The following is a 14,074-nucleotide window of genomic DNA, read 5'->3' on the forward strand; positions in this document are numbered from 1 at the left end:
ATCTTTTGTTTTTTACTCATTGACTCCTAAAGGAGTAGTTAGACTCACTACTGTAAATATATGGAACTTATAATCGTAATTATTATTTGCTTGGTATTAATCTTCTATTAGCTTGACGGGTATGCGCCTTTTCCCACCAGCCCAACTATATTAGGACGAACGGACCCTTCAGAAAGAGATTTTCCTATCCTCCTTATCACGACTCTAATGCTTCTATAACAAGCTATCTCGCATAGATCCAGCATGAAAAAGTATATAAGCCCATGTGATTATTTCTTCTCCAGCGGGTGAAGGATGAACCCGTTTCGAGTTTCTTATTCGGCCAGGTCCGGAGGGGAACGGGGAGACTCCTGTGGGATACACATGATCGGTGAGACCCCGGAAAGCATAGCTTGAGGAGGCTCAGCACAGAAGAGGTTCGACTAAAAACGCCACGTCGTGTGGCAACGTCGAACGACCCTGCGTCGTGCAGGGCCGGAAAGCGAGTCGTTCCCCGCAGGACCTAACTCTCTCACTAGAAATCTCGAAATCAAGTCTTACAGTAACGGGAGCTTACCTTTAACAAAGCAAAAACCCCTGAAACCAATGATAAGGTTTCAGGGTTTTCATCTTTATTCACTCGTGATCTACCAAACTATTGATTCAATACTTTAGAAAGAATCAGAGAAAACTCAGCACGTGTAATCTCCTTAGAAGGGTTGAACGTTCCATCTGGATATCCGGAAATTAATCCAGCAGCCTTCAAATCATGAATACTTTCATAATAGTAAGCATCTTCACGCACATCACTAAATCTTTCAGAAGAAGATCCTTCAATGTTAAAAGCACGATCAATAATCATCGCTACATCACCACGGTTGATCGCCTGATTTGGACGGAACGTTCCATCGGTATAACCGGAAACGAAACCTGCAGAAGTACCTGCAGAAATGTAACCAGAACCGAATGAACTTGGACTTACATCAGAGAAATCCGTTGCTCTTTCTTCTCCATTCAGTTTCAAAGCACGACCTACCATGGTTACTGCTTCCTCACGAGTAATGGATCGCTTCGCTTTAAACATACCGTCGTCGTATCCACTGATTAAATTTCCTAGGGATAGATTTTCCACGGCACTGCTGTACCAATGGCTTCTGTTGAAATCTTTAAAAGGTGTGGTTGGTGCTTGCGCCACCCCGTGTCCGTAAGTATTGTCTTTACCTTTGGCCCCTTTATCCAGGGAATTAGAGATCAACAGTTCTTTTCGCTCTGAATCTGACATTTCAGGAAATAACTGCTCATACAAAGCAAGAACTCCTGTTACATGCGGAGCAGCCATTGACGAACCACTCATGGTTGCATAGCCGGTTGGAAAATCGTCATTAGTAATATAAGTACTTTCAATTCTTGCGCCAGGAGCTGTGAAATCAAGGGATGGTCCATCATACGTGTAATCCGAGCCGTCCAGCTTCTTCGTAACTGCGCCTACACTCACCACTTCTGGAAAGCGGGCTGGATAAAGGATATCATTAATATTCTCTGACTCGCATACATCTTTATTACCTGCAGCTGCCACCACCTGGACTCCAGCATTTCTAGCTTTTTTAATTGCATTTTTTGTGAGTTCAGAAGGTTTACAGGATGTGAGACTTAAATTAATAATATCCACATTCTGATCAATGGCCCAATCAATACCGGCCACGACTTCTGAATTCAATCCGTTACCTTCTTCATCGAGCACTTTTACTGCATAGATTTCAGCATTAGGAGCAATGCCGACGGTGCCAATTTCATTATCCTGGGCGCCTATGATGCCTGTCACATGTGTGCCATGGCCATTATCATCTTCATAACCATCGGTGCCTTCTACAAAGCTGATCCCTTTGGCTACATTCAGGTCGGGGTGGTTACTTGCAACCCCGGTATCGAGGACAGCAATTTTAACTCCCTCTCCCGTAAGCCCCATGGCTCTTGATTTGTTCATTTCTAGCGTGTCTGTTCCCCAGGAAGCTTCCTGGAAACTCACTTGAACTTGGCCGTCTTCTTCAATTGATTTGACTGCAGTTTTACCTTCCAAATCAGAAATCTTATTGTCTGGTATCGTTACCGCTACAGAATTAAGAGAATCATACCGGTAATGAATGGTGTGCGGAATATCCTTCAGTATATTTAAATCAATTTCTTCCTTATACTGAACGACCACGCGCTCCATTTTTTCCCCTTCTGAACTTTGATCAGAAGCTGCCAGAGAAACAGAAGGCGTACCCAAAGCCCCTGAAACCAGTAACACCACGACAACCATTAACTTTTTCAATAAATCTTCCTCCTCCAAAGTGCTCACTGCTGACAAATAATTGAAAGAGCGCACCAAAAAATGGTCGCTCTTACATTATTATTCTCTCCAATTGTAATAGTCTACGATCCCCATTGCAATAGCTTTGGCTGCTTCGTGACGATATTTTTGAGTTTTTAATTTAGCAGCATCCTCATCATTCGTCAAAAAGCCAATTTCTGTGAGCACGGCTGGAAGATTAGTAGCTTTAATTACTCGATATCCTGCGTTTTTAATTCCTCGGTCGGTCATATCCATGGATCTGTGTAATCTTTCATTAATATAACCAGCAAGTTTATAGCTCTTATACTCGCGGTCGGTCATTCCTGCAGCATAATAGAAGGTTTCCACTCCATTTGCACTACTTAAGAATGCATTCGAGTGAACACTGACAAAAGAATCCGCATTGTTTCTATTCGCTATGTTTACTCGGCCATCAAGGGTCGGATACCAGTCGCTTGAGCGAGTCATAACCACATTGATTCCTGTGTCTCTTAAATACTCACGAACTTTAAGAGATACATCTAAAACGACTTCTTTCTCTAATAGTCCGTTAGCTACAGCTCCTGGATCGCTTCCACCATGTCCAGGGTCAATGGCCACGGTGCGGTTCACACTTGGTTTGTCCGTTAAATAAGCTTCGTGCACATATCCTTCCACACCGCCTGAGGAAACCAATCTCCAGCTTCCTTCTTTTTTATGAACATCAACGGATTCTCCAGTGGTAAACTTCCCGACAATGTCATAGCTGGTTCCTGGTCCTTTTCTTACATTTAAAGAGTCAGCCGTAACGATTTTTTTAGCGATGACTGGTTTCGGGATATTATCCAGGTAAGCACTGTGCACATATCCTTCGACGCCATTCCGGGAAACCAGCCTCCAGTCTCCCTCCACTTCGTGAACGTCAACTTCATCGCCATCTGAAAACTTCCCAACGATACCATAGCTGGTTCCTGGTCCCTGCCGTACATTTAACCCATCAATGGTTACGATCTTTTCGGCAATCACAGGTTTCGGAATGTCTTTCAGATAAGCACTGTGTACGTACCCTTCGACACCATTGCCAGAAACATATCTCCAGCTTCCATCTTCTTCATGTACTTTTACTTCCTCTCCATCCGAAAACTTCCCAACTACATCGTAACTGGTTCCTGGTCCTTTACGTACATTTAAGCCATCAGTGGTAACCATTTTCTCACCAATAACCGTTTCTGTACGGTCCGGTTCAGGTTCCTGGCTTACTGAGTCAACATTACCGTCCATGGCCCTGGCCATTAGGACAGAGAATTCTTCTCTGGATATATCCTTGCCTGGGTTGAACGTACCATCTGGATAACCAACGGTAATTTTTGCCGTGGCTACTTTATTAATGGGTGTGTAGTACCAGGCACTCTTTGCTACGTCTGAAAATGAGTGGCCGCTTGTTTCTTCTAAATCGAAAGCTCTCGCGATCAACGTAGCCATTTGAGCGCGTGTTACTTTTTCATTGGGATGAAATGTCCCGTCAGCATACCCACTGATAATCCCTTTCTCAGCAGCTGACGCTATGTATCCAGAAGCATAATGTTCCTCAGTAACATCTGGGAATTTTGTATTTTGGCGGTTGTTCTCTAAATCTAAAGATCTCCCAATCATCGTCGCTGCTTCCTGACGAGTTACCGCATTTTTAGGTTTGAACGTATCATCCGGATAACCAAAGATGATTTCATTCTCAATTAAGTAATTAATTTCACTCGCATACTTGTCAGGAATATCTGTTAAGGCAGCGTACACCTTATCCGTCGATTGAATGGTAACAAATGTCATCACGATCAGGGCAAACAGCAGACTGTAGACTTTTCTCAACATAATTCAACATGCTCCTTCTTAAATAATTTATAAAACCATTGTCAGAGAGGGACAGAGAGACAACTTCTAAAATCTATCGGTTAAAGCATTTCCTCCTTTTTCTGTTTTCGAACTGGTTGATTGATTGCTATGTCAAAAATTGTATTAATTTCTACCGGAACGTCTTTACTAATATCGAATCCTGTCGACTGAATATTTATAGTAAAATAGTCTCATTTATTTTAAAAGTTGCTTAAAAAAAGTTTTATATAAATTTACATGGGGTAGGAAACATTGATTCTAAGCCTTTTCTACCTGCTCAAAATTTCTAAAACTTTCTTTTTCACCTATTCATTACCAATTTATTCTGATAGATTAATAAAGAATGAATTTAGGAGGGTGATGAATGAAGAAGGTATTGTTGTCGGTTTTTGTCTTAGTTTTAGCTTTAACATCTATGGTTTCGACAGCTTTTGCGGAAGATGATATTACAGGAACACCATTCGAGGATGATCTGCGCGCTCTCATCGAGTCAGGAATCATGAATGGATATAATGATGGTACCTATAGACCTAGTAACTCAGTCACGAGAGCAGAGTTCACTGTCTTCCTTAACGGGGCATTAGACCTAAAGATGGGGGATGGAGAACTGCCAGAGGAACACTTCACAGATGTGGAACCTGATGACTGGTATTTCGAATCGGTCATGATCGCTTATAATAATGGGCTGGTCAATGGTTACCCGAATGGAGATTTTCAGCCGAACAAGGTGATCTCCAGGCAGGACATGGCAATGATGATGGTTAATGCGGCCAAAGCTAAAAACGTCGTATCAGAGCGAAAACCGTTAGCTTTTGCTGATAATGAGGAGATTTCAGATTACGCGGTCGAATCCGTGGAAAGATTAACATACCTCGAAATTATCAGTGGAAAACAGAATCAAGACGGCACCCTGTTTTTTGCTCCAAAAGACGAAACGTCACGAGGAGAAACAGCAGCTGTCATTAACCGATTAATGAACGTGTTAGAACCTCCGAAAGAGCTGGATTATAAAGTGGTCAGTTTGTCTGAAGATGAAGATCCTGTTGTCGAGGAAGACTATGAAACCTATGAAGAAGCCGTCAGCAATGCTGATGACGATCAAGTGGTTCTGAAAGGAAATAATATTGTGTGGATGAATGAAGGACTCGCGGTATCCAATGCGTACACCGTTCTCTATGATTCTAGTGACTTAAGTCGATCGCTTACATATATGACCTCAGGCGTTGAGGTGGAATTACTGGAGATTAATGAAGATACATTGAAGATTAAGCTTGCGGATACAACGGCTTATGTAGATGCCGATAAAATTAATCTAACACCGCAGCACATGGTGAAAGACCGTTCCTATTACTACGAGAAAAATGGGGATCTGTATCACCGAATCTATAATTCTCTTACGGAAGGCTCGGCTGCTTACAAGTACGGGGCAGCTCCATCTTTCATGAAGAATGGCGAAAAATATTACAGCTACAACGGCAGCACTTTTTTTTCTGAAGATGGCAGCAAAGCAGGCGAAGCTCATCAATACTTCAACCGCATGCCTCTCTATACAGAAACCTCTTATACAGGAGCACAGCTTGATGAATTCATCGCTTCTGAAGTGCCGGACAGTCCCTTAATTGGAACAGGAGATGCTTTCAAGAAAGCAGAAGAACTGCATGGTACGAATGCTCTTTACCTGTTGGCTCATGCGATTCACGAAAGTAACTGGGGCAAAAGTAAAATAGCCCGCGATAAAAACAACCTCTTCGGGATTGGAGCCAATGATGGAAATCCATACGAAGATGCGTGGACGTACGAGAGTTATGAAAAAGGGATTCTGGTCGCGGCTTCTGAATTCATCGTACCCGGCTACTTTGACTCTAGCACATGGAAAGCGCGTGGGGCTCATCTTGGGAATAAGAGTTCTGGAATGAACGTTTATTATGCTTCTGATGTGTATTGGGGCCAGAAAATTGCCGGTCATATGTACCGTGCAGATTCGTATTTAAGCAGTAAATATGGAACTCCTAAAGAAAACGCAGCTTATGACCTGGCTGAAACCATCACCTCTTATGTGAATGTGCGTGCCGAAGCCGATGCTGGAGCCGAAAAACTTTATACGCTTCCAAAAGCAGGCGAAACGGTACAAATTTTGAGCGAAACAGATGGTCTGGGTACGTGGTATCAAATTTCGCCGAAAAGTATCGAATCCACTACCTATGAGAATGCGTTTGTTTACAGTCATGGCTACTCCTCCTATGGAAATAGTCTCAGAAAATTACCGCTTAGTAAGTGATTTCAATCCCATTACAAAGGAGCAACCGCTATATGGTTGCTCCTTTTTTATGTTATATTAAGGGAGCAGGAATGTGTAAATTAAAGGAGTCTCATCATACCATGAAGCACGTAAACATTTTGGGTGTTCCATTCTCAATAACCAACCACTCGACTCTTGTCGAACAGCTGAACCACCATATACAAAAACACGAAAAATCTTTCGTCATAACAGCGAATCCCGAAATTGTCATGCGCGCGAAGCAAGAAGAAGCTTATATGAAAAGTCTTCACCGTGCTACATACATAACAGCAGACGGTATTGGCATCGTAAAAGCCTCCCGTCTTTTAGGCCAGACCCTTCCTGAACGAGTGACCGGGTATGATGTTATGATCGAGATGTTAAAGCTTGCCGATCTGAATCACTACCGAATTTATCTGCTCGGAGCTCATCAGGATACGCTGGTGGAAGTGAAGAAACATATTGAGCAATTCTATCCTCATATCCAGGTGGTCGGCTCCCATGATGGATATTTCGACTGGCACAATAACACTATTTCCGAGGAAATAATGCATTGTTCCCCAGATCTCATCTTTGTCGCTCTTGGAGCTCCGAAGCAGGAAAACTGGATCGCAGAACATATTGACCAGTTCAGTAAAGGTGTATTCTTATGTGTGGGGGGCAGCTTCGATGTCATCGCCGGTAAAGTAAAGCGCGCTCCTCTCAGCTGGCAGAACAAGAACCTTGAATGGTTTTACCGCCTTCTCCAGCAGCCGACACGCTGGAAAAGGATGCTTGCACTCCCACGCTTTTCGTATCATGTCATTCGTCAAAAAGTGAAGCGGTCCTTATGAGCCGATCCACTTTTTTCAAAAGCACCTTCATCTTAACTCTGGCTGCCCTATTTTCAAAAATACTGGGCAGCTTATTCCGTATTCCACTCCAAAATATTGCCGGGGATGAAGTCCTTGGAATCTTCACCCTGGTCTATCCTGTTTACATGGTCACACTAATCTTATCCGTGGCCGGGATTCCACTTGCGATCTCCAAATTGATTGCTGAAGCCCGGACCAACGACAACACCTTACATATTCGACTTATTTACGTGACCGCAAGTATTCTGGGGCTTCTTTTTGGTGTGTTCAGTTTTACCGTTATCGCCGTCCTCTCTTCTCCTATCAGTCAATTGCTTGGAGGACCAGAAATCGAGCCTGCCCTGCTGCTTGTGGCTACTGGGCTGCTAATCGCTCCGTACATGGCTGTGTACCGGGGATATTTTCAAGGATATGAGAATATGAATCCCACCGCGATTTCCCAGGTGATCGAGCAGTTCTTTCGTGCAGCTCTTGTGTTATTGATCGCCTACGTCTTAACTCGCATGTCCATCTCTAACGAATGGATTGCTGGAGGTATTATGGCAGGATCCCTGTTTGGGGTGCTCGCTTCTTTTATCTACTTACGCTTTACCTATGTAAGATCTCCGAAACGGATTCAAAAAAGTACCTCCTATTCGTTTAACGATTTTAAAACGTGGAGCCGGACCATTCTCCGGATTTCAATTCCTATCGCCATTGGTGCCGTGACGATGGCTTTACTTAACTTTGTCGATTCGTTTACGATCCCTTTTAGTCTTGAACGTCATACAGTAGAGGCCTCATCCTCTACGACTTATCTTTATGGAATATATGGGCGCGGCCTGTCTCTTGTCCAGATTGCGACCGTATTTGCCACATCGATTATCCTTCCGCTCGTGCCGTTGCTGACAGCGAAACAAAAGGAAGGAAACCGTGCCGATATGCGTTCAACCATTGAAGCAACCCACCGGCTCACCAATTTGATTTCGTGGCCGGCCGCCATAGGACTCGCAGCTCTTGCAATTCCGTTAAACGTTGCTTTGTTCACGAATGCGGAGGGAAGCCTCGTAATCGCTATTCTCGGCGTAAGCTCTGTGTTCACTTCGCTTACGATTGTTGGAACCGGTATTCTGCAGGGACTTGATTTTGCTCGAAAAGCGGCCATAATTATTATCGCCGGAGTCGTATGTAAAACCTTTCTCAACCTCTTGCTTGTTAGCTGGCTGGGTCTTGAAGGCGCTGGCCTCTCCACCCTGATTGTTTATGTGCTTATTGCCATCGTGAATACCTTTTTCATCGTTCGATACATTTCCTTCTCAATCGTTTCAAAAAGCGATATGAAAATTATCGGCTCGTCGATCGTTATGGGGCTCCTTGTCGGCTTGCCTTCCCTGTATTACTCCATATCTGATTGGGGAAGATGGGAGGCCTTGCTTTACTCCCTCCTCGCCATTATTTTGGGAGGTATCGTGTATATCGGGTGCCTGTACGCTTTGAAAGCCATCGATCGTGAAACACTTAAGCGCATGCCGATTTTCGGAAAATATCTCAGTTAATGAAGGAGGCAGACCTATGAACAAATCGCGTGTCCTTTGGATCATTATCATTTTATTACTCACCGCAACGATCCCAAGTTTATCCGAGCGCTCCTCTCTCGAACGGGCACAGGATGACTACGAGCTCGTCCTTCCTTATAAGCATATAAAGGAGATGGCAGGAGCTGATGCCTCTCTCTCGTCCGTGCTTAATCAGTTGCAGGCAGCTGGTCTGACCGCTGTGCTGGTAGATATGAAGGAATCCTCCCTGCCGGAAGAAGCGGTTTCTGAAATTACAGACGCTGATTTAGAGGTGATCGTTTCAGTGGGCGCAAAATCAGCTGAGAATTGGAAGCAGCAGCTGGATGCGGCTGTGCACTATTATTCCCGAGAAGCAGATTATGTACATATTAGCGGGAATAAGGTTCCCGGCTACCCTGATACAGCCGATATGAACCAATTTGCCGATATTCTTTCAGAAGGAAAAGAAGGCGTTTATTTTACGGAATTTCAACGGCTTGATGGATTCAAGGAATTTACCGAGGATCTGAACTATAATGTGATTCGCATGCATGATCTGGATCTTTTGCACGGCCACCAGACCGTAGAAGAAAAAGTGGACCGTACACTGCGGGCCGTGAAAGAACGCAATCAGCGCTCGATCCTGTTATCTTCGATGGAAGCCGACACGCTTGATCATACGGTTACCTACTTAGAAAAAATAACGGAGGCCATGCCGTCTGGATTTGAATTAAAGGAGGCAGATGGATGGAAAGACTTCTCTCCGCCGCTGTGGGCGACGCTGGCATCATTTCTAGCCGGGATTCTATTTATCTATCAATCGCTCGTATCTATTTTCCGCTATCGACTCATAGGATGGCTTGCCGCCTCAGCATCAATTGGACTTATGGCCGCTTACCTGATTACGGATTCTCTTTTATTCCTGCAGGGATTTGCCCTCGGAGTGGGACTCGTAACTCCGGTATGCGCCGTCAAAGCAACGGCTGTGGGCAGTACCAGGATCAGGGAGATAACTTTATCGTATGCGAAAGCATTAGGTATCAGCCTGATCGGAATTGTGATCATAATTGGCTTGCTTAACGGCACCGTATTTTTAACAGGGATTGCCTTGTTCCGGGGAGTCAAATTGCTATACGTGGTTCCTCTGCTTTTCTTTGGTGTTTATGCATTGTGGGGACTTACGTTTAAAGAGGTGAAGCAATCCGTGAAGGGCTGGCACCTGATTTTATTTGTCCTGGTGGGAGCAGCTGCGGTATATTACGTACTGCGAAGCGGGAATAGCCAGGCGGTGAGTGAGCTTGAGTTGTGGTTCAGGACTAAACTTGAGGATTGGCTATACGCTCGACCGAGGTCGAAGGAATTTCTTCTGGGTTTCCCAGCCTATTTGCTCGCTCTGGCCGTTCTCCCACGGTTTAAGCGCATCGGCAAAATGCTGCTTATCCCAGGGGTGATCGGATTTATGTCGATTGTTAATACCTTTACCCACCTGCATATCCCGCTCCACATTTCCATGCTCAGAACAGGCTACAGCATCGTGTTCGGATATATCATCGGACTGCTGGCGATTGGAATCTATAAGCTTATTATTAAGAAAAGAATCCGTTGATTTTATTAAGAAATATTCCACTATCAGGCCGGATGGCTGAAAACTAGATTTCAAGAGATTGTGTGGAGAAAGGGGCTCCAGGGAACGACTCGCTTTCCGCGGGCGTTTGTTGAGCCTCCTCGAGCTAAAGCTCTCCGGGGTCTCACCTAAACCGCTTATCCCGCAGGAGTCTACGCCGTTCCCCTCCGCCCCTTTGCGATATAAGGCTCTTTGGAAAGGCTAAACTCTCATTCTATTAAACCAACTGAAATATCGTTCAAACACCGATGGTACAGGCTTTTCGAAAGCACTTCCTTTATGATCATGCAAGGATGGTTTCGTTCCTCCATCCATCGGAATGGGGTCTTGGAAATGGCGAGACTCCTGTGGGATGTACATGATCGGTAAGATCCCGGAAGGCGAAGCCTGAGGAAGCTTACCACATGCCCACGGAAAGCGAGTCATTTCCAAGACCCCATTTTTCAACACAAAGTGACCGAAACCGTTGTTACTCAATGGGAAGCTTATTTTTAATATCAACAAGGTGCTTTAAGAGAGCCCAAAAAGAAAAGGAAGTGATGACTATGCACGTCGTGTTATCCGGTTATTTCGGTTTTCATAATACTGGAGATGAAGCCATTCTCTCCTCGATGATTAAACAACTTCGCACCCTCCACCCAGGTATTCGTATCACAGTACTTTCTGATGATCTGATCCATACAACGACCACCTATGGAGTAGAATCTGTCAGCCGCTGGAACTTCCGTGACATCCGGCGGGTGTTACAAGCAAGTGATGGGCTGATCTCAGGAGGAGGAAGTCTGCTTCAGGATGCTACCGGACCGAAGTCGATCGTCTATTATACGGCAATTATGAACATGGCGATGTGGCTCGGGAAACCCGTATTTGTCTATGCCCAGGGGATGGGACCTTTTGATCAGCTGATTGGAAAAAGACTGACCAGCTACACCTTGAATCGTGTCGACGGACTTACGGTTCGGGATGAGGACTCGAAACATCGGGTTGAATCGCTGGGCGTGAAGCAGAATTGCTCCGTTGTACCCGATGCGGTCTTTGGCTATGACGCCCCGTCTGTTCAGAAGAAGCACCAGATCGCCGTCAGTTTTCGGTCGTGGCATGGGTCGGAACTCTATATTCCAAAGCTTGCTTTTGCCTGTGACCAGCTGGCTCAGCAAGGTTTCTCCATTATATTCGTCCCTATGCACGGTCAAGAGGATGAACGCTTCGCAAAGCTTGTGGAACTGCAGATGACCGAACCAGCTGTCGTCACTCCCGGGAATGACTCCATCGAAGAAAAACTTGGGTTGATCGCAGAATCTGAGCTTCTGATCGGCATGAGGCTGCATGCGCTTATTTTTGCTGCCATCAGCCATACGCCGTTCCTGCCGCTCTCTTACGATCCGAAAATTGATTCCTTTGCTGCTATGTATGAGCTTGATAATGGCTGGCATGTGGAAGGTGAAAACTGGGACGGACACCTTATGTTCAAGGAAGCACAGCGTATGTTGGATCAGCGTAGAAGAATCGGAAAACAAATCTCTTCTAAGACAGAGATTCTACGCAGTCAGGCGCTTTCCACCACGGAACAGGCACTTGAGGTACTGAAGAAAAAATAACCTTGACGCTTCTCTTACCTCCCCTATGAATTGAAGACTGTTTTAATACATGAAATGTTATAACTTTGGAAATCCAAAATACACATACAAAAAATATTAAAATTTGTAGGTGTATGAATTGTGGAGATTGCCAAGCTGTGGTAAATTCTATGCAATACGTTATATTAATAAAATATTTTGGTATCCAACACCATTAAGAAGAACTGCCGCTGGGGGGATTTTTCAAATGACTAAGGAACAACAACAGATATACGAAGAACTTCTTTATGACTTTGAAAAACAGCTTGGCCGCAAGCTAAAGCAGGAGGAACAGGACCTCCTACATTGGATTGCGGAAAAACAAGCGATGGAATCTAAGGATTCTACATAATAGTTAAAATTGTGTGCTCGTCTCTGTTTTATAAGGGAAGGGACCTTGGAGAATAGCTCTATAATGAGTCTTCAAAAATAATACAACGCGTAGGTACGAAGGGTGAAAAAAGAAGCTTATCCCGCTCCGTACTACTAAGAAAAAACAGTTTCATTGTTTCACCCATAGAAAGTTTTAAGGTGGAGTTTAGGTGATTGATTTATTAAAAGCTACTTTGAAAGAGATGATATTCTTTTGGAGAGATGATAAGGGTAATTTCAGTTGGTCCGGTATTTTCATAGACCTCCCCTTTATTCTTTGTACTGTATATTTTTCGCTGCGTTTTCTAGTCTGGGGTATTAATTTGGTGATTCGTTAATCTCTGAATAAGGTTTTCTATTTTGCTAGTAATATCAACGCTAAACTTTAACCATTAAAAAAACGCAGACATATCCCGCTCCTTTTTTCCTAAAGGATCCGGACATGCCTGCGTTTTTTTGTTTAACCTGCTCGATCAAACGGATGATTTTCTTCTGTGGCTTCCTGCTCCGAAAGTTTCTTCGTTTGAGCTTCTTCATCTCGTGTTTCCCCCTAAGCGTGTTACTTCTTTTCTTTCTATAACAGCATTTTTTACCACACCTTTTATACCAATTAGAAGATTAAATGAATTATTTTCAATAAAAAGGAAAACAAAACGATGTCAGCGAATTATTAATAAGGAAGGAGGAAACGAATGGACCAAACGCATCGGAAGCTTTCTGCGGCCTCGCTGTCCCGGATAGAAAATATATATAACCTGTATGTAAGGTGCCGCGGAGACTTATTAGAAAGCGGCATTCAGCAATGGAATGACCAGTACCCAAGCCGTGATTATTTCGAAGATTGCATTCACCAGCAATCGCTATTCGTTTTGTCGGAAAAGGGACAGATAGTGGGTCATGTCGTGCTGAATGAATGGCAGTCAGAAGAATGGAAGGCAATGGCCTGGAAAGGGAGCAACCCTTTAATCATGCACTCACTTATGATCGATCCTGCTTGGCAGGGAAAGGGATGTGGAACAGAGATTGCTGAATGGTGTGAGGATTATGCGATTTCGAAAGGCTATGACAGCATCAGGCTGGATGCTTTTTCAGGAAACCAGCATGCCAATAACTTCTATCAAAAGCTGGGGTATGAATCCACTGGTACTGTTACCTTTTCGACTAAACCAAAAGGGCATCAGACGTATCATTGTTATGAAAAAAGCTGGGAACGACGTTAAGTGAGAAGAATCCGAATAAGATTTATAAGGGAGAAACGAATGTGATCAATCGAATCTATGCAGGTATTTCGTTTTTGTTTTTAGCAGCCTTCCTGTTTGCCGCCCTGTTTATTTGTGCCGCGATAGGAGGAATCGGTGCAGACACGTGGGGCAGAGACGAGTTTCTTCGTTATATGTTTGTTTATACTCCAAGCGGCCTGCTCATTGGTGGTATCGTTGCTTTATTGGTAAGTATCAGCTTATTTGTCTGGGAGCTCAGAGTCTACGCAAACACAAAATAACTCAAAGGGAGAGTCTCAGGACTCTTTTTTTATTGGCTCTGTAACTTTGTTTTAATTTTTCATAAAAGTCTAGTAAGCTATAAGACCGGACTATGGAAGGTTCAGTTTTGAGAT

12 protein-coding genes are annotated in these 14,074 nt (G+C 44.0%); 8 read left to right on the forward strand and 4 right to left on the reverse strand.

Annotation, left to right across the window (positions count from 1 at the left end; genetic code table 11):
* Positions 1 to 634 precede the first annotated feature (634 nt).
* Entirely contained in the window at positions 635 to 2,293 is a 1,659-nt protein-coding gene (locus ACTWPM_RS19355) for a S8 family peptidase (RefSeq protein ID WP_443134620.1), read from the reverse strand.
* 78 nt (positions 2,294 to 2,371) lie between these two features.
* A complete protein-coding gene (locus ACTWPM_RS19360; protein ID WP_443134621.1) occupies positions 2,372 to 4,159 on the reverse strand; it encodes an N-acetylmuramoyl-L-alanine amidase in 1,788 nt (595 codons plus the stop codon).
* Between the two features lie 385 nt (positions 4,160 to 4,544).
* Here ACTWPM_RS19360 and ACTWPM_RS19365 point away from each other — a divergent pair, with 385 nt between their 5' ends.
* From ACTWPM_RS19365 to ACTWPM_RS19380, 4 genes are all read left to right on the forward strand, one after another.
* Positions 4,545 to 6,458, forward strand: coding sequence for an S-layer homology domain-containing protein (locus ACTWPM_RS19365; RefSeq protein WP_443134622.1), 1,914 nt, complete (start codon positions 4,545 to 4,547; stop codon positions 6,456 to 6,458).
* A 101-nt stretch (positions 6,459 to 6,559) separates the two neighbouring features.
* Entirely contained in the window at positions 6,560 to 7,291 is a 732-nt protein-coding gene (locus tag ACTWPM_RS19370) for a WecB/TagA/CpsF family glycosyltransferase (protein ID WP_443134623.1), read from the forward strand.
* Positions 7,288 to 8,847, forward strand: a complete 1,560-nt coding sequence (locus tag ACTWPM_RS19375; RefSeq protein WP_443134624.1) for a putative polysaccharide biosynthesis protein — start codon at positions 7,288 to 7,290, stop codon at positions 8,845 to 8,847. The genes ACTWPM_RS19370 and ACTWPM_RS19375 overlap by 4 nt, the downstream gene beginning before the upstream one ends.
* 16 nt (positions 8,848 to 8,863) lie before the next feature.
* The gene (locus ACTWPM_RS19380) at positions 8,864 to 10,453 is read left to right on the forward strand and encodes a DUF5693 family protein (protein WP_443134625.1); all 1,590 of its coding nucleotides are present in this window, start codon (positions 8,864 to 8,866) and stop codon (positions 10,451 to 10,453) included.
* A 219-nt stretch (positions 10,454 to 10,672) separates the two neighbouring features.
* On the opposite strand, the gene ACTWPM_RS19385 is transcribed toward ACTWPM_RS19380, so the two are convergent.
* Positions 10,673 to 10,897, reverse strand: coding sequence for a hypothetical protein (locus ACTWPM_RS19385; RefSeq protein WP_443134626.1), 225 nt, complete (start codon positions 10,895 to 10,897; stop codon positions 10,673 to 10,675).
* A 119-nt stretch (positions 10,898 to 11,016) separates the two neighbouring features.
* Between ACTWPM_RS19385 and csaB the strand changes: the two genes are divergently transcribed.
* Positions 11,017 to 12,069: a polysaccharide pyruvyl transferase CsaB gene (gene csaB / locus ACTWPM_RS19390; protein ID WP_443134627.1), complete on the forward strand. Its 1,053-nt coding sequence runs from the start codon at positions 11,017 to 11,019 to the stop codon at positions 12,067 to 12,069.
* A 226-nt stretch (positions 12,070 to 12,295) separates the two neighbouring features.
* Complete coding sequence (locus ACTWPM_RS19395; RefSeq protein ID WP_443134628.1) at positions 12,296 to 12,439, forward strand: hypothetical protein; 144 nt, start codon at positions 12,296 to 12,298, stop codon at positions 12,437 to 12,439.
* 398 nt (positions 12,440 to 12,837) lie between these two features.
* On the opposite strand, the gene ACTWPM_RS19400 is transcribed toward ACTWPM_RS19395, so the two are convergent.
* Positions 12,838 to 12,996 carry a hypothetical protein gene (locus tag ACTWPM_RS19400; RefSeq protein WP_443134629.1) on the reverse strand — a complete coding sequence of 53 codons (159 nt, stop codon included), beginning with the start codon at positions 12,994 to 12,996 and terminating at the stop codon, positions 12,838 to 12,840.
* 155 nt (positions 12,997 to 13,151) lie between these two features.
* On the opposite strand from ACTWPM_RS19400, the gene ACTWPM_RS19405 reads away from it, so the two are divergent.
* Together ACTWPM_RS19405 and ACTWPM_RS19410 are read left to right on the forward strand one after the other, a co-directional pair.
* Entirely contained in the window at positions 13,152 to 13,679 is a 528-nt protein-coding gene (locus ACTWPM_RS19405; protein ID WP_443134630.1) for a GNAT family N-acetyltransferase, read from the forward strand.
* A 41-nt stretch (positions 13,680 to 13,720) separates the two neighbouring features.
* Positions 13,721 to 13,960 carry a hypothetical protein gene (locus ACTWPM_RS19410; protein WP_443134631.1) on the forward strand — a complete coding sequence of 80 codons (240 nt, stop codon included), beginning with the start codon at positions 13,721 to 13,723 and terminating at the stop codon, positions 13,958 to 13,960.
* The last annotated feature ends 114 nt before the right edge of the window (positions 13,961 to 14,074 follow it).

Source organism: Halobacillus sp. K22, assembly GCF_052246795.1.
In the GTDB taxonomy this organism is placed as follows: domain Bacteria; phylum Bacillota; class Bacilli; order Bacillales; family Halobacillaceae; genus Halobacillus.